This is a genomic window from Pseudomonas sp. URMO17WK12:I11 (genome assembly GCF_007677725.1).
Lineage (GTDB): Bacteria > Pseudomonadota > Gammaproteobacteria > Pseudomonadales > Pseudomonadaceae > Aquipseudomonas.
Genome location: NZ_VEDF01000012.1, coordinates 40,332 through 58,729 on the forward strand (window position 1 = coordinate 40,332; position 18,398 = coordinate 58,729).

At 63.1% G+C, this 18,398-nt stretch carries 17 protein-coding genes; 13 read left to right on the top strand and 4 right to left on the bottom strand.

Annotated features, from left to right (window positions below):
• Positions 1-79 precede the first annotated feature (79 nt).
• The 11 genes from FS665_RS19925 (at position 80) to FS665_RS19975 (ending at position 10,623) form a co-directional block, all read left to right on the top strand.
• Entirely contained in the window at positions 80-226 is a 147-nt protein-coding gene (locus FS665_RS19925) for a hypothetical protein (RefSeq protein ID WP_256675115.1), read from the top strand.
• Positions 223-1,689 (top strand): FAD-dependent oxidoreductase, encoded by a 1,467-nt coding sequence (locus tag FS665_RS19930; protein WP_145192444.1) that lies wholly within the window; start codon positions 223-225, stop codon positions 1,687-1,689. The genes FS665_RS19925 and FS665_RS19930 overlap by 4 nt, the downstream gene beginning before the upstream one ends.
• A gap of 120 nt (positions 1,690-1,809) precedes the next feature.
• Positions 1,810-2,427 (top strand): acyltransferase, encoded by a 618-nt coding sequence (locus tag FS665_RS19935; RefSeq protein WP_145192446.1) that lies wholly within the window; start codon positions 1,810-1,812, stop codon positions 2,425-2,427.
• A complete protein-coding gene (locus FS665_RS19940) occupies positions 2,420-3,376 on the top strand; it encodes a glycosyltransferase family 2 protein (protein ID WP_145192449.1) in 957 nt (318 codons plus the stop codon). Before FS665_RS19935 ends, FS665_RS19940 begins: the two co-directional genes overlap by 8 nt.
• Before the next feature lie 8 nt (positions 3,377-3,384).
• Positions 3,385-3,930, top strand: a complete 546-nt coding sequence (locus tag FS665_RS19945; protein ID WP_145192453.1) for a serine O-acetyltransferase — start codon at positions 3,385-3,387, stop codon at positions 3,928-3,930.
• 5 nt (positions 3,931-3,935) lie between these two features.
• On the top strand, positions 3,936-4,913 hold the full coding sequence (locus tag FS665_RS19950) for a glycosyltransferase family 2 protein (protein ID WP_145192455.1): 978 nt from the start codon (positions 3,936-3,938) through the stop codon (positions 4,911-4,913).
• A 7-nt stretch (positions 4,914-4,920) separates the two neighbouring features.
• Positions 4,921-5,868, top strand: coding sequence for a DUF535 family protein (locus tag FS665_RS19955; RefSeq protein ID WP_145192609.1), 948 nt, complete (start codon positions 4,921-4,923; stop codon positions 5,866-5,868).
• A 22-nt stretch (positions 5,869-5,890) separates the two neighbouring features.
• The gene (locus FS665_RS19960; protein ID WP_145192458.1) at positions 5,891-7,093 is read left to right on the top strand and encodes a glycosyltransferase; all 1,203 of its coding nucleotides are present in this window, start codon (positions 5,891-5,893) and stop codon (positions 7,091-7,093) included.
• Complete coding sequence (locus FS665_RS19965) at positions 7,090-8,277, top strand: glycosyltransferase family 2 protein (RefSeq protein WP_145192460.1); 1,188 nt, start codon at positions 7,090-7,092, stop codon at positions 8,275-8,277. The genes FS665_RS19960 and FS665_RS19965 overlap by 4 nt, the downstream gene beginning before the upstream one ends.
• Positions 8,277-9,026, top strand: a complete 750-nt coding sequence (locus FS665_RS19970) for a WecB/TagA/CpsF family glycosyltransferase (RefSeq protein WP_145192463.1) — start codon at positions 8,277-8,279, stop codon at positions 9,024-9,026. Before FS665_RS19965 ends, FS665_RS19970 begins: the two co-directional genes overlap by 1 nt.
• Before the next feature lie 193 nt (positions 9,027-9,219).
• Positions 9,220-10,623 carry an undecaprenyl-phosphate glucose phosphotransferase gene (locus tag FS665_RS19975; RefSeq protein ID WP_145192466.1) on the top strand — a complete coding sequence of 468 codons (1,404 nt, stop codon included), beginning with the start codon at positions 9,220-9,222 and terminating at the stop codon, positions 10,621-10,623.
• A 21-nt stretch (positions 10,624-10,644) separates the two neighbouring features.
• Here FS665_RS19975 and FS665_RS19980 read toward each other — a convergent pair whose 3' ends face one another.
• Positions 10,645-11,565, bottom strand: coding sequence for a LysR substrate-binding domain-containing protein (locus FS665_RS19980; RefSeq protein ID WP_145192611.1), 921 nt, complete (start codon positions 11,563-11,565; stop codon positions 10,645-10,647).
• Positions 11,566-11,733: 168 nt separating this feature from the next.
• Between FS665_RS19980 and FS665_RS19985 the strand changes: the two genes are divergently transcribed.
• Positions 11,734-13,110, top strand: coding sequence for an L-serine ammonia-lyase (locus FS665_RS19985; protein WP_145192469.1), 1,377 nt, complete (start codon positions 11,734-11,736; stop codon positions 13,108-13,110).
• Positions 13,111-13,134: 24 nt separating this feature from the next.
• Here FS665_RS19985 and FS665_RS19990 read toward each other — a convergent pair whose 3' ends face one another.
• The 3 genes from FS665_RS19990 to FS665_RS20000 all read right to left on the bottom strand — a co-directional run bounded on the left by FS665_RS19990 (position 13,135) and on the right by FS665_RS20000 (position 16,953).
• Positions 13,135-14,430 carry an FAD-binding oxidoreductase gene (locus FS665_RS19990; RefSeq protein WP_145192472.1) on the bottom strand — a complete coding sequence of 432 codons (1,296 nt, stop codon included), beginning with the start codon at positions 14,428-14,430 and terminating at the stop codon, positions 13,135-13,137.
• 13 nt (positions 14,431-14,443) lie between these two features.
• Complete coding sequence (locus FS665_RS19995; RefSeq protein WP_145192475.1) at positions 14,444-15,532, bottom strand: polyamine ABC transporter substrate-binding protein; 1,089 nt, start codon at positions 15,530-15,532, stop codon at positions 14,444-14,446.
• 62 nt (positions 15,533-15,594) lie between these two features.
• Complete coding sequence (locus tag FS665_RS20000; protein WP_145192478.1) at positions 15,595-16,953, bottom strand: glutamine synthetase family protein; 1,359 nt, start codon at positions 16,951-16,953, stop codon at positions 15,595-15,597.
• A gap of 150 nt (positions 16,954-17,103) precedes the next feature.
• Here FS665_RS20000 and FS665_RS20005 point away from each other — a divergent pair, with 150 nt between their 5' ends.
• A complete protein-coding gene (locus FS665_RS20005) occupies positions 17,104-18,012 on the top strand; it encodes a helix-turn-helix domain-containing protein (protein ID WP_145192614.1) in 909 nt (302 codons plus the stop codon).
• The last annotated feature ends 386 nt before the right edge of the window (positions 18,013-18,398 follow it).

Sequence of the window (18,398 nt, forward strand, 5' to 3'; positions counted from 1 at the left end):
ATAAGAACATAATTGGTATGGGGCTGTGATCATGGGGAAGTTGCGGTTGTGCGCTCCGCTGGTGGGACGCAGGGGATTCATGCGCAATTGTGTTCTGCTGGGAGCCGGGCTGGCAGCGTTCGGCGCCGGCGCCAGCCCCACGCGCAAGCCGCCAGTGCCCACGGGTTTCGTCCTGATCAATGGCTGGGTATTGCCGGTCGAGTACTTCCAGGATGACAAGGCATGATCAAGGACTACCAGCGCGATAAATCGCTGCGCAGTGCTTATGATCTGTGCATCGTCGGCGCAGGGCCGGCCGGCATCACCCTGGCCTTGCGCCTGGCCCAGGCCGGCTGGCGCGTGGCCTTGCTCGAGGGCGGCGGGCATGAGTTCACGCCGCGCTCGCAACAGCTGTACACCTGCACCTCGACTGGGCTTGAAATGTACGCCCACGAAACCCGCCTGCGCTATCTGGGCGGCACCTCCAATCATTGGGCGGGTCGTTGCCGGCCATTCACTGCCTCGGATTTCGCCGTGCCGCCGCCGGTCGATGTACCCGGCTGGCCCATCAGCTACAGCGACATCGAGCCTTACCTGGCGGGCGCCATGGACATCGTCGACTTGCCGCAGGGGGCGCAGTTTCACGCCATCAATGAGGGTCTGGACGGTGGCGAGTTCGAGGCTGACCGCTTCTTGCTCAGCCCGCCGACGCGTTTTGCACAAAAGTACGCCTCGGCGCTGGAGGATACCCCTGGTCTGGACGTGTTCATCAATTGCAACTGCGTCGACCTGCTGTTCGATGAGGGCGCGGGCCGCTTGCAGGCGGTGCTGGTCAGCGATTACGACGGCAAGCGCCAGCAGGTGAAAGCACGTAACTACATCCTGGCCATGGGCGCCATCGAGAATGCCCGGCAGTTGCTCAACAGTGGCTCGCTGGCCGCCGCAGGTGTGATGCGCAAGGATGGCCTGACCGGGCGCTGCTTCATGGAACACCTGAACATCGACATGGGTACGTTCATCCTCAAGAGTGGTGAAGGCACCGATCCACGCCAGTACTTCACCACCGATGCTTTCGTAGCCGAGTATCAGGCCGGCAAGGGCAATGTGCAGGCGGCAGTGCTGGCCGATGTGCAGACCTACGGCCGCACCGCCGAGGTGAAGCATTTTCTGGAAAATCTCGCCTGCGAGATGGGTGTGTCAAGCAAGATCGAATTCGTCGCCAAGTTCAGCTGCCCGGGCGATGGCGTCATCAGTACCCTGATCGAGCAGTTCCCCAATGCGCAGAGCCGCATCTCGCTGCTCGATGAGCGCGACGAGCTGGGCGTGGCCAAGGTCAACGTGAACTGGGTGCTGAGCGATCACGACCGCCATACCATCAAGTGCATTGGCAGCGAACTGGCCAAGCAGTTCGCGGCCACGGGCCTGGGTTTCGTCAAGCTCAACGATTTCGTCTACGACACCAGCCTGCCGCTCAAGCTGTCGCCGCACGCTCATCACATGGGCACCACGCGCATGGCGGCATCTGCAGAAACAGGCGTGGTGGACGCTGATTGCAAGGTCTTCGGCACCGATAACCTGTATGTCGCCGGCAGCAGTGTCTTCGCCACCGGAGGGGCTTCCAACCCGACCATGCCTTTGCTGCAGTTCGCCTTGCGCCTGGCCGAGCACCTCGACCAGAAGCTGCGGCTGCAGCACGGTGCGGCGGCGTGATGGGGCAGGGCGGTGGTAGCGCTGTGAAAGAGTGAGTGCGACAGGGTCAGCATCAACAAGAACGAGACCGTGTTCGGCTCAGGGATAGTCCAAGGTCGCTTGAATTGCGAGGCTTGCCATATGTTTGGATGGATACGCAGTGCGATGGCGCATTACGCCAACACGACCGGGCGTGGGGTTTCTGCCTACAAGAAGATCTGCAACCCGACGCCCCGGCAGTGGGGTGAGTACCAGAGCCGCTGGGGACGGTTTTATTCGGTGGGCAACAACTTTCACATGAACGTCGGCTGCAACGTCACCGACCCGGCCCTGGTGCGCATCGGCAGCAACGTCGGTCTGTCCGACTGCACGCTGATCGGCCACGACGGCGTGGTGGCGTTGATCGAGCTGTGCTACGGCACACGCCTGGACTCAGTCGGCGTGATCGATATTCGTGACAACAGTTTCGTCGGCCACGGCGCGATCGTCATGCCGCGGGTGACCATCGGCCCTGATTCGATCGTCGCCGCAGGCGCCGTGGTGACCAAGGATGTGCCGCCTGGCACGGTGGTCGGCGGCAATCCGGCGAAATTCATCTGCACCACCGAGGACCTGATCAAGCGCGTCGAAGAGCGCTGCAACGCCTATCCTTGGATGGACCTGATCAAGCAGCGCCAGGGCTCGTTCGACCCCACCCTGGAACCGACCCTGGCCATGCACCGGCGCCGCTATTTCTTCGGAGACGGCAGCAATGGCTGATAAACCGGTGGATGTGATGGTCGTCAATTTCAACACCGCCTCCTTGCTGCAGCCGATGTTCGACGCGCTGCGTGCGGCCGGCGGTGAGACTTTGGCCAGTTATCTGGTGGTCGACAACGCCTCGAAGGATGATTCGGTGCAGCGTCTGGGCGAGGTGTGTCCGCAGGCGCTGTTGGTCAGCAATACCCTCAATGTCGGTTTTGGCCGAGCCAACAATCAGCTACTGTCGCACCTGACGGGCAAGTACGCGCTGCTGCTCAACACCGACGCCTTCGTCGCCACCGACAGCCTGCAAAAAACCCTCGACTACATGGACGCGCACCCCGAGTGCGGCATCCTCGGCGTGCGCCTGGTGGGCCGTGATGGCGATTTGCAGCCCAGTTGCCGGTACTTCCCCACGCCGGTGAACGTGTTCATCGCACGCACCGGGCTGCGGCGCTTGTTCCCTGGCGTGAAGATGGTCGATGACATGGACTGGGACCACGCCTCGGTGCGCGAATGTGACTGGTTGCCGGGCTGTTTCTATCTGGTGCGCCGCGAAGTGCTCGAACAGGTGGGTTTGTTCGATCCGCGTTACTTTCTCTATTACGAAGAGGTCGACCACTGCAAGCGGGTCAAGGCAGCCGGTTGGAAAGTGGTGTTCTACCCCGATACCACCGTGGTGCATATCGGCGGGGAAAGCTCCAAGTCGGTGGCCGAGCTCGAAGCTGCAAGCCGGCAGATCTCCGCTTACCAGATCGAAAGCGAGCTGCTGTATTTTCGCAAGCACCACGGGCTCGCGGGCCTGGCCTTGCACATGCTGCTGGTGAGCGTGGGCGACCTGGTGCTGGCGCTCAAGGCGCTGCTCAAGGGCCGCGGCCTGGGGGCGATCACGGCCTGCTGGCGGCACACCCGTGCGACCTGGTCGTTGTTGTTCAAGACCCGATTGGCCCGCCAACCCACACGCTAGGTGAAATCATGTTCGATAACATCCGTGCCGATCTGCGCGCCCATGGCGGCGATTGGGGCGCCCAGGGCTTCTGGGTGCTGCTGGTCTACCGCTTCGGCCGCTGGCGCTACGGCGTGCGCCCGGCGTTGCTGCGCAAGCTGCTGTCGGTGATCTACAAGGTGTTGTTCAAGTTCGTGCAGATCATCACCGGGGTCGAGTTGCCCTGCGAAGTGGTGATTGGTCGCAATTTCGTCATCGACCATTTCGGCGGGATCGTCATCAGCGGCTATGCTCGGTTTGGCGATAACTGTCGGATCCGTAACGGTGTGGTGGTGGGCCTGAAGAACGTCGAAGAACCTATCGCACCGGTGTTCGGCGACAACGTCGACATCGGCGCAGGCGCCAAGGTATTGGGCAACATCCGCATCGGCAACAACGTGGCCATTGGCTCGAATGCAGTAGTGTTGATCGACGTGCCGGACGATTGCCTGGCCGTTGGGGTGCCGGCGACGGTCAAGCCGCGCAAGCGCGCACAGCCCATCGACACCCCTGTAGCAGCACAAGCCGCCGAGTGAGGCCCATGGAAACTGGCATTGGAGTGGTGGTGATCGGCCGCAATGAAGGGCAACGGCTGGAGCGCTGTCTGCGCTCGCTGTTGGGGCGGGCAGACCAGTTGGTCTATGTGGACTCCGGCTCCACCGACGGTTCGGTGCAGTTGGCGCACGCGCTTGGCGTCGAGGTTCTGGCGCTGGACATGACCTTGCCGTTTACCGCAGCGCGTGCGCGCAACGAGGGCTTTACCTGCCTGCAGGGCGTCTGTGCAGGTGTGCGTCATGTGCAGTTCGTCGACGGCGACTGCGAGGTGGACCCGGCTTGGCTGAGCAAGGCCCAGGCGTTTCTCGATCAGCACCCGCAGGTGGCGGTCGTCTGCGGGCGCCGCCGCGAGCGCTTTCCGGAGCGTTCGGTGTACAACCTGCTGTGTGACCTGGAGTGGGACACGCCGATTGGCGAGACCAAGTCCTGCGGCGGCGATGCGCTGATGCGCGTGGATGCATTCATGGCGGTGTCTGGCTTTCGCCCGGATCTGATCGCAGGCGAAGAGCCTGAGATGTGCGTGCGCCTGCGTGCCCGCGGCTGGAAAATCTGGCGCCTGGCGGAGGAAATGACTCTGCATGATGCAGCCATCACCCGCTTCGGCCAATGGTGGCGGCGCAGCCTGCGCGCCGGCTATGCCTACGCCGAGGGCGCCTACCTGCACGGCGCCACGCCGGAGCGGCATTGGCTGCGCGAGTCGCGCCGCGCCTGGCTGTGGGGCCTGAACCTGCCGTTGGCGATCCTCGTCGTGAGCCTGGTGAGCGGCGGCTGGGGGTTGTGGTTGTTGCTGATCTACCCCCTTCAGGTCGTCCGCCTGGCGCGCCGTGGCACGCGTTCGGCGCGGGAAAACTGGTGGCAGGCGATATTTCTGGTGCTGGGCAAATTTCCCGAGATGCTTGGCCAGGCTCGGTTCCTGCTGAACCGGCGTGCAGCCGGCAAGCCGATGCTGATTGAGTACAAATGACATGTCGATGACGTTGAAGGCGCTGAGCAAGAGCGTGTTGACCCTGCAACCGGGCTATTCACCGCGCGCGCTCAACAACAAATTCAAGCTGTCGCTGGCGATGGCCAGGCAGTGGCCCGAGCTGCAGGCGTTCGCGCGGCGCATGACTGAGGCGCTTGGCCCTGTGCGCTTCGAGCGGCTGGGCGTCGATTGCATCGGCGTGGTGCAGTGGCCCTACATCAGCAAGACCTGGAGTGCAGTGCAGCGCTTGCAAGCGGTGGCTTCGCATTACGAAATCGTCACTGCCCAGTGCGCGCCGCTGCTGTTGCTGGGGCGTGAGGAGCAGCGCCTGCTGTGCGACCTGTCCGCTTACAGTGGCGGCTGTAGCCTGGTACTCGACCGGCCGATCTGGTTCAAGCGCGAAGGGGAGTTGGTGATCAACCTGTTTCAAGGAGATCTTCGCGTTGCTTCGCTGGCGTTCACCTTGTCTCGCGAGGACACCGGCGTGTGCCTGTTCATCGGCGCCGTGCAGGGCATTCACAAAGGCATCGACAGCGACACATCGCTGAACATCTACCGCGAGTTGACCAAAGATTTCGAAGGCTTGCGCCCGCGCAGTCTGCTGATCGAGGCCATCAAATGCGTGGCGCGCTGCCTGGGTGCCGTGAGCATCTATGCCGTGGGCGATGCACATCGCCATCACCGCCATGCCTACTTCGGCGCCGACAAGCACCAGGATCTGGCTGCCAACTACGATGTCATCTGGCAGGAGAACGGCGCCGTAGCGTCGCAGCGCGCGGACTTCTTCAGCATCCCGCTGGCGCCCGCGCAGCGCGCTGCCGAGCAGATCGCGGCGAAGAAGCGCGCCATGTACCGCCGGCGCCATGCCTTGCTCGACGATGTGTTCGACCAGATACACACCGCCCTTGCCGGTCGCCCGCTGCCCTCTGGCACGGCCGAGCTGGCCCTTCAGTAAACGGACACCGATTCGGGGCTTTATGCGTATCGCTTATTTCGTCAATCAATACCCCAAGGTCAGCCACAGTTTCATCCGCCGCGAAATCCTCGCGCTGGAGCGCCAGGGCCTGGAGGTGCAACGCATCGCCTTGCGCGGTTGGGACGCCGAGCTGCACGACCCGGAAGACCACGTCGAGCGCGGCAAGACCCGCTACGTGCTGCAGGCGGGGATCAAGGGTTTGCTCGCGCCGACGCTGCAGGCGCTGCGGGCGCAACCCGGGCGGTTCTTCAAAGCGTTGAAGCTGGCACTGCGCCTAGGGCGTCGCGCCGATCGTTCCTGGCCTTACCACCTGGTGTATCTAGCCGAAGCGTGCCAGGTGCTGCAGTGGTTGCAAGCCTCGGCAGCCGAGCACGTACATGCGCATTTCGGCACCAATTCGGCTGAAGTCGTCATGCTCGCCCAGGCGCTCGGCGGGCCTGGCTACAGCTTCACCGTGCATGGCCCGGAAGAGTTCGACAAGGCGCAGGCACTGCACCTGGGCCACAAGGCGAGTCAGGCAGCTTTCGTCGTTGCCGTCAGTTCATATGGGCGCAGCCAGCTGTTTCGCTGGGTCGACCCTGCGCATTGGCCGAAGGTCAAGGTGGTGCACTGCGGTCTGGAGCGCAGTTTTCATGAAGGCCGGGGATCGCTGGTGGCCCATGCCCCGCGGTTGGTGTGCGTGGGCCGCTTGTGCGAACAGAAGGGCCAGTTGCTGCTGATCGAGGCAGCCCATGCCTTGGCCAGCACAGGCGTGGATTTCGAGTTGGTCCTGGCAGGTGACGGCGAAATGCGCGGCCCGGTCGAGGCCCTGATCGCCCGTTACGGCTTGCAGCGCCAGGTGCGAATCACCGGCTGGATCGGCAGCGCGCAGGTGCGCGACGAAATCCTGGCCGCGCGGGCGCTGGTGTTGCCCAGCTTCGCCGAGGGCCTGCCGGTGGTGATCATGGAGGCCATGGCCCTGCGCCGGCCGGTGCTCTCGACCTATGTGGCCGGCATTCCTGAACTGCTGCGCCACGGCGAGAACGGCTGGTTGTTCCCGGCCGGCTGCGTTACGGCGCTGACCCAAGCCATGCGCGAATGCCTGCAACAGCCCGTGACAGTGTTGCAGGCGATGGGCGAGGCGGCTCATGCGCGGGTGTTGCAACGCCATGATATCGACCACGAAGCGGCCAAGCTGATCAGCCTGTTCAAGGGGGCGGCATGACCACGTTGCTGAGCCTGTTGCTGGGCCTGGCGGCGCTGCTGGTGCTGTTGCCAGCAGCAGTGCTGTGCGCCCAGGTGGTCTTGGCCTGCCTACCGCCCAAGGCCGGTCCCGGTGGACGGTTGCAACGAGCGCGGATCGCCGTGCTGGTGCCTGCTCATAACGAAGCGTCGCTGATCGTTTCGACGCTCGCCAGCATTGCTGCGCAACTGCGCGACGGTGACCGCTTGCTGGTAGTTGCCGACAACTGCACCGACCAGACCGCGGCCTTGGCCCGCAGCGCTGGCGCCGAAGTGGTCGAACGTCTGGACCAACAACGGCGCGGCAAAGGCTATGCATTGGACTTCGGCGTGCGTCATCTGCAGCAGTCGCCGCCCGAGGTGCTGATCATCATCGATGCCGATTGCCAGGTCGGCGCCGCCGCTGTCGAGCATCTGGCGGCGACGGCGCTCGCCAACGCCAGGCCTGCGCAAGCGCTGTACCTGATGAATGCTCCGGCCGCTGCCGGGTTGAAGGTGCAGGTCGCGGCATTCGCCTGGCGCATGAAGAACCTGGTGCGCCCTACGGGCTGGGCGCGAGCAGGCCTGCCTTGTCAATTGATGGGCGCCGGCATGGCCTTCACCTGGGATGACCTGGCCAGGGTTGACCTGGCCACTGCTCACCTTGTCGAGGACCTCAAGCTGGGGTTGGAATTCGCGGCCTTGGGCAAGGCGCCGCTGTTCTGCCCGCAGGCAGTGATCACCAGCCAGTTTCCCAGTAGCCAGGAGGGCCTGAACAGTCAGCGCAAACGCTGGGAGCATGGGCACCTGGGCATGGTCCTGGCCGAAGGGCCACGGCTGCTGGGACGCGCCGTGCTGCAGCGCAACTGGCTCTTGTTGGGCATGGCGGTAGACATGATGATTCCGCCGCTGGCGTTGTTGACCTTGCTGAGCGTGGCGGTATTGGCGATCAACCTGCTGGCCGGCGCCGTGTTCGGGCTGCTGTGGCCTGCGCTGCTGGCGGGCTTGGCGTTGTGCTTGCTGGGGGCGGCGGTGCTGTTGGCCTGGGCGCGCTTTGCTCGGGCATCGATGCCGTTTTCGGTGCTGCTTTACGCCCCTTTCTATGCGGCCCGGAAGATCCCCCTGTACCTGGGGTTTCTTCTCAAGCGCCAGGTCGACTGGGTACGCTCCAAACGGGATGACAACTGATGGCTAACCGGGCTTGGCTGCACCGCTGGAAAACCCTCTTGGCCACGCTGCGAACCGTCGAGAATGATGCTGACGCACAGCGCTTGCTGCTGACCCTGAGCAACCCCCAGCGCAGCACCGTACTGGGTTTCGTCAACGCCCATGCCATGAACCTGGCGGCGGTCGAGCCCGACTACTGCCAGGCACTGGCGAGCGCCGATGTGCTGCTGCGCGACGGCGCGGGCATGGCCATTCTGCTGCGCCGTCTGGGGCGCCAGCCAGGCCTCAACATGAACGGCACCGACTTCATTCCCCAGCTGTTGCACGCCTACAAGGGCAGGCCCGTGGCGTTTTGGGGAACGCGTGAACCATACCTGGCACAGGCTGCCCAGCACTGCCAGGCGGTGTACGGCGTGCGCATGGTGTCCCAGCATGAAGGTTTCGCCGACTTCCAGACCTACCTTGACCTGGCGCAGGCCCAGCGGCCAGCGTTGATCGTGCTGGGCATGGGCATGCCCAAGCAGGAACGACTGGCCGCACAGCTGGCGCAACTGCCGACCCCGTGTCTGATCATCTGCGGCGGAGCGATTCTCGACTTCCTCGGTGGCAAGGTGACCCGCGCCCCGCATTGGCTGCGGCGGTTGAACGCGGAGTGGCTGTTCAGGTTGCTCAAGGAGCCCAGGCGTCTGTTTGTGCGTTACGTCATCGGTAATCCGTTGTTCATCCTGCGCACGCTGTTGTATATCAGAGCAGGGCAGCACCGCGTCTGAGGCTAATGCCGGATGCAGGTGGTCGGCACGCGTGATCTGCTCCGCAGCGACCGTCCAGTGCTGCTACAGTGATATCAATTGCTTCAGCGCGCTGTACGAACGAAATTCAAGTGTTATCAGGTATCTGGGGCGAGTTGCTGGCGCCCCGCGGTGATCATCTGGCAGTTGGCATACACCTCGTGAGGCCTTACGCATGGTTTTTGAGCCCAGAAGCAGTCGGTCGTTGCTCCAACGAAGAAGTAGCGTGAGTAACGCCGTTCAAGCGGGCCTCGATGGAATCGCAGTTACCGGTGTGGCGTGGTACCTGATTTACGATCAGTTCGGCTACATCACCTCCGACTACGTGATCATGCTCTTGTTGTTGATTGGCGCGTTGGCGGTGATCTACGACCACTACGCGATCTATCGCAGCAATGTCGGGCTGTCGGTCAAGGCGTTTCGCTTGTTCAAGGCCTGGTCTGCGACCTTCTGCTTTCTGGTGGTCATCGCCTTCCTGACCAAGCAGAGCGAGACCTACTCGCGGCTATTGGTGGTGCAGCTCTATGTCATCGGCTATGTCGTGCAGCTGTTCCTGCATGTGGCCATGCGTGAGTTGCAAAAGCGCTTCACTGCCCACGCGCGTTTGGACAATGCGCTGATTATCGGCAATGGCGACCTGGCCAACTTCCTCTACCAGAAAATCAGCAGCAACCCGTGGTTCGGCGAGCGGGTGGTGGGTTGCATCTGGGTCGACCAGGAGGAGGACCAGAGCCGCGATGGCTTGCGCATGCTTGGCAGCATCGCTGACCTTGACCGCATCATCGCCGAACATGGCATCCGTACCGTTTACCTGGTGACGCCGCTGGGCGGCTCGGCGGTGATTCAGGATGTTTACCTCAAGCTGCTGGACAAGTGCATCGCGGTCAATTGGGTGCCGGACATCTTCTCGCTGCGTCTGATCAACCACAGCGTGCGAGAAATCGCCGGCATCCCGGTACTGACCTTGTCGGAAACACCCCTGACCGGCACCAGCCTGTTTCTCAAGAACCTCGAGGACCGGGTGCTGGCTGCGCTGATTCTGCTCCTGGCCTCCCCGGTGCTGCTGCTGGTGGCCGTGGTGATCAAGCTCGACAGCCCAGGGCCGGTGTTCTTTCGTCAGGACCGCACCGGCTGGACCGGGGAATCGTTTCGGATCTGGAAGTTTCGCAGCATGCACGTGCATCAGCCCGAAGGCGGGGTGGTGGCCCAGGCCCAGCGCAACGACCCGCGCTTGACCCGCGTCGGCGCTTTCATTCGGCGGACCAGCCTGGATGAGCTGCCGCAGTTGTTCAACGTGCTGACCGGCGACATGTCACTGGTCGGGCCGCGGCCGCATGCCTTGCAGCATGACACCCTGTATTCCCAGGACATCGTCGATTACTTCGCCCGCCACAACATCAAGCCCGGCATGACCGGCCTTGCCCAGGTACGCGGTTACCGTGGCGAAACCAAGGACATCGAACAGATGATCCAGCGCGTCAACTCCGACATCGAGTACATCAACAACTGGTCGTTGTGGCTCGACTTCGTGATCCTGGTGCGCACGCTCAATGCCTTCACGGGCAAGCAGGCGTACTGAGCGCGGGGCGCAGCGGCCCGATCAGCTGGCCAGCGCCAGCGGGTGCAGCGCCCTGAAGCTCTGCGCTTCTTCGACCAGCCAATCATGCACGGCGCGTGCGCCAGGTTGGTTCAAGCCGCCAGGCGGGTAGTGCAGCATGTAGCGCTTGTGGTTGGCGATGGGATGGCCGAACGGCACGATCAGGGCGCCGCGCTCCAGTTCATCGTTGAGCAGCGTGCGCCGGGCGATGGCCACGCCAACACCCGCGATGGCCGCCTCGATGGTCAGGTGGTTGCGGTTGAAGGTATGCCCCCGGCGCACGTCCAGGCCGCTTGCGCCGATGCCCTCCAGGTAGAACTCCCATTCTGCGTATTCCGAACTGCCGCGCCAGGCGGTGATGTCGTGCAGCAACGGATAGTGCGCAAGGTCCGCAGGCCCGTGCAGGGGCGGACGGCCGCGCAACAGCCCCGGGGAGCACACCGGAAAGATCTGCTCGTCCAGCAAGGGCGTGGACAGCATGCCTGGGTAGCTGCCGTCATTGAGGTCGATGGCCAGGTCGAAATCGTGCGGGTCCAGTGCGTGGGCACTGTCCTCGGCCACCAGGCGCAGTTCGATGTCCGGGTAGCGCTGCTGAAAACGCGGCAAGCGGGGCGTCAACCATTTGGCCAGAAACGATGGGATCGAGCGCAGGCGCAAGGTACCGCGGATCTCCCCGGCATCCAGGCGCAGCAGCTCGGCTTCGATGCTGGCGTATGCCTCGGTCACCGTTTGCGCCAGGCGTTGGCCCTCGGCGCTCAGCTCCACCCCGCGCGCGCGGCGCAGGAACAGTCGATAGCCCAGGCGCTCTTCCAGCTGGCGCATTTGCTGGCTGACCGCTCCCGGCGTGATGTGCAGTTCTTCAGCGCAGCGGGTGAATGACAGGTGGCGCGCTGCGCAGGAAAACACGTGCAACCAGACGAACATCTGGCCGTTGAGCTGACGCATCGTTTAGCTCCGCTAAAGGCTTGCTTAGGAAGTTTCGTTGGTCATACCCCGATGACGGCGTCAGTATCGCGCCAATCGGCATTCCCGTACAAATTCTCCAGACAACCGTGCGACCGCCGCAAGCGTTCGACGCGGTCAGGCATTAGCATGGCTATCAGTGTTTTCGACCTTTTCAAAATTGGTATCGGTCCCTCGAGTTCCCACACCGTCGGGCCGATGCGCGCCGCCGCGACCTTTGCCCAGGCCCTGCGCGAACAGGGGCTGCTGGCGCAGGTGAGGCGTATCGAGGTGCGCCTGTATGGCTCGCTGTCCGCCACCGGCGTCGGTCATGCCACTGACCGCGCCTGCTTGCTGGGCTTGATGGGGCAGTGGCCTGACCGCATCGACCCTGCCACGATCGAGCCGCGTATCGCGCAAGTGTTGCATGAGCAGTGCCTGATCCTCGACGGCAGCCAGCCGCTGGCCTTCGACTACGCCCGCGACATGCTGCTGCTCGACGAAAGCCTGCCCTATCATCCCAACGCCATGGGCCTGGAGGCGCTGGGTGAGCAGGGCACCTTGCTGCAGCAGACCTACTACTCGGTCGGTGGCGGCTTTATCGTCGAGCAGGGTGAGCTGGATGCGCCGCCAGCGGACAGCCATGCGGTTAGTCTGCCTTACGAATTTTCCAGCGCCGCCGAGTTGCTTGCCCTGTGCAAGGCCCATCAACTCAGTGTTGCCGAGCTGATGATGGCCAATGAGCGCGCCTGGCGTCCCGAAGCGGAAATACGCGAAGGGCTGCTGCGCATCTGGGCGGCCATGCGCGACTGCGTCGAAAACGGCTTGCGTCATGAAGGCGTGCTGCCTGGTGGCCTCAATGTGCGCCGCCGCGCTGCGCGCTTGCACCGCAGCCTGCAGGAAATCGGCAAACCCAACGTGATTGGCTCGACCCTGAGCGCCATGGAATGGGTCAACCTGTTCGCCCTGGCGGTGAACGAGGAAAACGCCGCAGGCGGGCGCATGGTCACCGCGCCCACCAACGGGGCTGCCGGCATCATTCCCGCCGTGCTGCACTACTACATGAAGTTCGATCCCGGCGCCTGTGACGACGATGTCGTGGCATTCCTGCTGGCAGCCGCTGCGGTGGGTATCCTGTGCAAGAAGAACGCCTCGATTTCCGGTGCCGAGGTTGGCTGTCAGGGCGAGGTGGGTTCAGCCTGTTCGATGGCTGCCGCGGGCCTGGCCCAGGTCCTTGGCGCAACGCCCCCACAGCTGGAAAACGCCGCCGAGATCGCCCTTGAGCATAACCTGGGGCTGACCTGCGACCCCGTGGGCGGGCTGGTGCAGGTGCCCTGCATCGAGCGCAACGCCGTCGCCGCGGTCAAGGCTATCAACGCCGTGCAGATGGCCCTGCGCGGCGACGGCGAGCATTTCATCTCCTTGGACCGGGTCATCCGCACCATGCGCGACACCGGTGCCGATATGCACGCCAACTACAAGGAAACTTCGCGCGCAGGGCTGGCGGTTGCGTTCGTTGAATGTTGAATTCGCTCATCCTCAAGCGCCTGCTTAGCCCAACTTCTCGCGCAGTCGATACCACAGCATGCCCAGCGCCAGCAGCGGTGAGCGCAGGGCCTTGCCGCCTGGAAAGGTCAGGTGCGGCACGGCACTGAAAATGTCCAGCCCCTGGCTTTGGCCCAGGGCGATGCCCTCGGCCAGCAACTTGGCCGTCCAGTGGGTCACATTCAGGCCATGGCCCGAGTAGCCTTGGGCATAGAAGACGTTCGGCTGCTGGCTGAGTCGACCCACCTGGGGAAAGCGGTTGGCCGTGATGCCAATCATGCCGCCCCAGTGGTAGTCGATGCGTACATCGCGCAGTTGCGGGAACACCTTGAGCAGTTTGGGCCGCATGTAGGCAGCGATGTCCTGAGGGTCACGCCCGGAGTAGTGACAAGCACCACCGAACAGCAAGCGGCGGTCGGCCGTCAGCCGGTAATAATCCAGGCCGACCTTCTGATCGCATAACGCCATGTTTTGCGGGATGAGCGTTTCTGCCAGGGCCTGTGGCAGGGGTTCGGTGGCCACAACGTAGCTGCCGGCAGGCAACACCTTGCCGCTCAGCCGTGGCTCCAGCTCATCGAGGTGGGCATTGCAGCCTAGCACCAAGTTGTGCGCACGTACTTTGCCCCGGGCCGTATGCAGCGTCACGCGGGGACCGTGTTCGATTCGCACGACCGGGCTTTGTTCGAAGATGCGTGCCCCCAGGCGCTGGGCAACGGCGGCTTCGCCTTGCACCAGATCCAGCGGATGCAGATGCCCCGAGCCCATGTCCACCAGACCGCCCACGTACTGGTCGCTGGCGACGACCTGGTGCATGTTCGCAGCCTCCACCAGCCGGGTTTCGTGGCGGTAACCGAGGCTCGCCAGGTCGTCCAGCTCGTCATTGAAGGCCGCGTACTGCGCTGGCGTGTTGGCCAGTTCGCAAAAGCCCCAGCGCAAATCGCAGGCAATGCCATGGCGCTCGATGCGCTGCGCCACCAACGCCACCGATTCGATGCCTGCCTGCTTGAGGTAGCGCACGCCGTCTTGGCCGACATGCCGGGCAAAGCCGCTGACATCATGGCCAATGCCGCGGATCAATTGCCCGCCGTTGCGGCCGCTGGCGCCCCAGCCGATACGCCGGGCTTCCAGCAGCACCACGTCGAGGCCGCGCTCGGCCAGTTCCAGCGCGGTATTGACCCCCGTCAAACCGCCGCCGACCACGCACACATCGGCCGTCAGCTCTTCCTCCAGGCTCGGATAAGGCAGGGTATGGCGGGCGCTGGCGGCGTAGTACGAGGCTGTATGTTGGGTATCGAAAGGCATGGGGCGTTCTCGGTCAGCGGTTGGACTTGATCTTGGTCCAGGAACGGGTCATGACGCGCATGATCTTCGGGCTCGGGGTGCTGGAGATGTACAACTTGTCGAGCACCTCCTGAGGCGGGTAGATCTCGGGGTTGTCGACCAGCGACCGGTCCATGTAAGCCTTCGCGTCGGGGTTGGCGTTGGCGTAGCCGACCGTGGCGCTGACCTTGGCAATCACCTTCGGGTCTAGCAGGTAGTTGATGAAGGCCAGGGCCTGGTCGGGGTTGTTGGCGTCCTTGGGAATGGCCAGCAGGTCGAACCACAGGTTGCTGCCTTCCTTGGGAATGCTGTAGGCGATCTTCACGCCGTTCTTGGCCTCCACAGCACGGTTGGCCGCCTGGAACACGTCGCCGGAATAGCCGAACGCCACGCAAATGTTGCCGTTGGCCAGGTCAGAGACGTACTTGGAGGAGTGGAAATAAGTGATGTACGGGCGCAGCTGCAGCAAGCGCGCTTCGGCCTTGGCGTAATCGGCCGGCTTTTCGCTGCGCGGGTCCATGCCCAGGTAGTTGAGCATGGCAGGGAACAGCTCATCGGGTGAGTCCATGAAGGCCACCCCACATTGCTTGAGCTTCTCCAGGTTCTGCGGCTCGAACAGCGTGGCCCAGGAGTCGATGCGCTCGATGCCCAGCGCAGCCTTGACCTTGTCGACGTTGTAACCGATGCCGTTGGTGCCCCACAGGTACGGCACCGCGTAGCGGTTGCCAGGGTCGTTCTGTTCGAGCTGCTTGAGCAGCTTGGGGTCCAGATGCTGCCAGTTCGGCAGTTTGCTGCGATCGAGCGGCAGGAATGCGCCGGCCTGTGCCTGGCGCGCGAGGAAATGATTGGAGGGGACCACCACGTCGTAGCCGGTGCGGCCGGCCAGCAATTTGCCCTCCAAGGTTTCATTGGAGTCGAACACGTCGTAGATGACCTTGATCCCGGTGCTGGCCTGGAAGTCGGCCAGGGTCGTATCACCAATGTAGTCGGTCCAGTTGTATACGCTGACACTGGGCGCTGCGTGGGCGGCGGCGCCGAACAGCAGGGCGCACGTGGCGGGAATCAGGGCTTGCAGATGACGCATGTCGACACCTCGTTGGTCTTGTTGTTCGAAGCAGTGCAAGGGGCGCACCGCGCCCCCCCAGGTCACACGCTCAGCAACAGGAACTCGCGTTCCCACGAGCTGATGACGCGCTTGAAGTTTTCGTGCTCGGCGCGCTTGACCGCCACGTAGCCCTGGACGAATTGCTTGCCCAGGTAACGCTGCACGGTCTGGCAGTCTTCCATGTGCTGCAACGCGTCCTCGATGGTGATCGGCAGGCGCAGGTTACGCCGCTCGTAGGCCCGGCCCTGCACGGGCGCGCTGGGCTCGATGCGCTCGATCATGCCCAGGTAGCCGCACAGCAGGCTGGCCGCGATCGCCAGATAGGGGTTGGCATCGGCGCCAGGCAGGCGGTTTTCCACGCGCATCGACTCGGGGCTTGAGGTCGGCACGCGCAGCCCGGCAGTGCGGTTTTCTTCGCCCCACTCGACGTTGACCGGGGCCGAGGTATCGGGCAGGAAGCGGCGGAACGAGTTGACGTTGGGCGCGAACATCGGCAGCAGTTTGGGGATGTACTTCTGCAGGCCGCCGATATGGTGCAGGAACAGCGCGCTCATGCTGCCATCGTCATTGGCGAACACCGGCTTGCCGGTGGCGATGTCGACCACGCTCTGGTGCAGGTGCATGGCGCTGCCGGGTTCGTCGGTGATCGGCTTGGCCATGAAGGTCGCGGTGACGTTGTGCTTGAGCGCCGCCTCGCGCATGGTGCGCTTGAACACGGTGATCTGGTCGGCCAGGTCCAGGGCGTCGCCGTGACGGAAGTTGATTTCCATCTGCGCCGGGCCGTCTTCGTGGATCAGCGTGTCCAGGTCCAGCCCTTGCAACTCGCACCAATCGTAGACGTCTTCGAACAATGGATCGAATTCGTTGGCCGCGTCGATGGAGAACGACTGACGCCCGCTTTCCGCGCGGCCCGAACGGCCCAGCGGCACTTGCAAGGGCAGGTCGGGATCTTCGCAGCGCTTGGTCAGGTAGAACTCCATCTCTGGCGCGACGATGGGCTGCCAACCTTTGTCGGCGTACAGCTTCAGGACTTTCTTGAGCACGTTGCGCGGCGACAGCTCGATCGGGTTGCCTTGTTTGTCGAAGGTGTCGTGAATCACGATCGCGGTGGGTTCGATGGCCCAGGGGATCTGGTACACCGCCGAGGGGTCGGGCCGGCAGATCATGTCGATGTCGGCAGCGTCGAGCAGGCTGTAGTAGATGTCGTCATCCACGTAATCGCCGGTGACCGTCTGCAGCAGCACGCTCTCTGGCAGGCGCATGCCGCGTTCATGCAGGAACTTGGCAGTTGGCGCAATTTTGCCGCGGGCGATGCCGGTCAAGTCGCTGATCACGCATTCGACTTCGGTGATGCGGTGTTCTTTCAGCCACGTGGAAAGCTGATCGAAGGGGGCGTTCATACAGACCTCTTGGTTGGGTTTTTATGGGGAAGCGTTTTCATGCCGCTTCCCAGGTGCCGCGCTGCGGACTATCTTGGGCGCAGGACAGTATGGTGATCTATCCACTTTCTGCGACTACCAATGCACCAAAAGAGTGCAATAGGACTTTGCGTGACAAACTCCCAAGCGTTGCAGGTTCAGGCGTATCACACGTGCGATGTCACCGAGCAGGTACGTGCCACGCCTGGCTGGCATCAGCACTACCGGCAAATGTCGCCGGGGCTGTTCAGTGGTCACTTGCGCTGCCTCGGGCTTGACGGGGTAGAGGTGTACGAAGAGCGTCTCAACACGCGGGTCGAGCAGTTCTTCCGTGCCCCTAGCGGTTCTTTGGCATTCTGTTTCGATCAGAGCGATCACAGTCTGTATCTGCTCAATGAGCAGAGCCGCAACATCTGGATCACGCCGGAGAACTATCAAGAAGTGGCCGTGGTGTTCGACCAGGCTTTTCTCGCCCGTCATGGGGTGGATCCGCAGCGTCTTGAAGGGTTGTTCATGGTGCCGTTGGGCAGTGGCCAGAACGCATTGTTCGGCAGTTGGCTGAGCGCAATGCTCACCCGCCTGGGGCAGGCTGATTGCCGGTTGCAATCGCAGGCGCTGGCCGAGCAATTGCTGGAGGACTGTCTGTTCATCCTCGATAACGCCTGTCAGCGGCTGCAGGGTGGCGCGCTGGGGCGGCGGGATGAAGAGCGGGCGATCATGCGGCGGGTGAGTCAATGGGCTGCCGATTGTCCTGAGGATACGCTCAATCTTGTCGAGCTGGCCGATGTGGCTGGGGTGTCGTTGCGGCAGTTGCAGCAGGCGTTCAAAGGGTTTACCGGGATGCCGCCTGGGCAGTGGCTGCGAATGCGGCGGCTTAATGGGGCGCGTCGGGATTTGCTGGTGGGTGAGGGTGTGACCGTGGCTGAGGTTGCCATGCGTTGGTCGTTTTGGCATTTGGGAAGGTTTTCAGAGAGTTATCGGCAGTTGTTCAAGGAGTTTCCGAGTGAGACTATTCGGCGGCGGGGTAGGGCTTCTGTTTGAGTTGGGCTGCGGTTCTGGTTCTGGTTCTGGTTGTGGATCCGGTTCGGATTCGAATTCTGGCATTGGCTTTCACGTACGGTGCGCATTCATTGGCGATGTGGGCGCATAGGCACCTTTTCGCCTTTACGGCGAGTCCTTTTTGACGGGGCAAAAAGGAACCAAAAACCCCTGCTCCTACATCCGGCCCCTGCGCTGCGCTCCGGGGTTCCCTCACTCCGGCGCCTTGCGGGCCCTGCGCGGCCACAACTTGCTACGCAAGTCGTACAGCTCGCGTCCTCCGGCTACGCCGTCGGGGGTGCTACGCACCCTGGGCCCTCCAGACGCCTACGTTCGGCCTCCTGAAGTCGCGATCTGCGTCGCTTGGACTATCGCGCGCTTAGAAGCAG

Coding starts and splice junctions, on each gene's coding strand:
- FS665_RS19925 (WP_256675115.1), top strand. CDS start 80: ATGCGCAATTGTGTTCTGCTGGGAGCCGGGCTGGCAGCGTTCGGCGCC.
- FS665_RS19930 (WP_145192444.1), top strand. CDS start 223: ATGATCAAGGACTACCAGCGCGATAAATCGCTGCGCAGTGCTTATGAT.
- FS665_RS19935 (WP_145192446.1), top strand. CDS start 1,810: ATGTTTGGATGGATACGCAGTGCGATGGCGCATTACGCCAACACGACC.
- FS665_RS19940 (WP_145192449.1), top strand. CDS start 2,420: ATGGCTGATAAACCGGTGGATGTGATGGTCGTCAATTTCAACACCGCC.
- FS665_RS19945 (WP_145192453.1), top strand. CDS start 3,385: ATGTTCGATAACATCCGTGCCGATCTGCGCGCCCATGGCGGCGATTGG.
- FS665_RS19950 (WP_145192455.1), top strand. CDS start 3,936: ATGGAAACTGGCATTGGAGTGGTGGTGATCGGCCGCAATGAAGGGCAA.
- FS665_RS19955 (WP_145192609.1), top strand. CDS start 4,921: ATGACGTTGAAGGCGCTGAGCAAGAGCGTGTTGACCCTGCAACCGGGC.
- FS665_RS19960 (WP_145192458.1), top strand. CDS start 5,891: ATGCGTATCGCTTATTTCGTCAATCAATACCCCAAGGTCAGCCACAGT.
- FS665_RS19965 (WP_145192460.1), top strand. CDS start 7,090: ATGACCACGTTGCTGAGCCTGTTGCTGGGCCTGGCGGCGCTGCTGGTG.
- FS665_RS19970 (WP_145192463.1), top strand. CDS start 8,277: ATGGCTAACCGGGCTTGGCTGCACCGCTGGAAAACCCTCTTGGCCACG.
- FS665_RS19975 (WP_145192466.1), top strand. CDS start 9,220: ATGGTTTTTGAGCCCAGAAGCAGTCGGTCGTTGCTCCAACGAAGAAGT.
- FS665_RS19980 (WP_145192611.1), bottom strand. CDS start 11,565: ATGTTCGTCTGGTTGCACGTGTTTTCCTGCGCAGCGCGCCACCTGTCA.
- FS665_RS19985 (WP_145192469.1), top strand. CDS start 11,734: ATGGCTATCAGTGTTTTCGACCTTTTCAAAATTGGTATCGGTCCCTCG.
- FS665_RS19990 (WP_145192472.1), bottom strand. CDS start 14,430: ATGCCTTTCGATACCCAACATACAGCCTCGTACTACGCCGCCAGCGCC.
- FS665_RS19995 (WP_145192475.1), bottom strand. CDS start 15,532: ATGCGTCATCTGCAAGCCCTGATTCCCGCCACGTGCGCCCTGCTGTTC.
- FS665_RS20000 (WP_145192478.1), bottom strand. CDS start 16,953: ATGAACGCCCCCTTCGATCAGCTTTCCACGTGGCTGAAAGAACACCGC.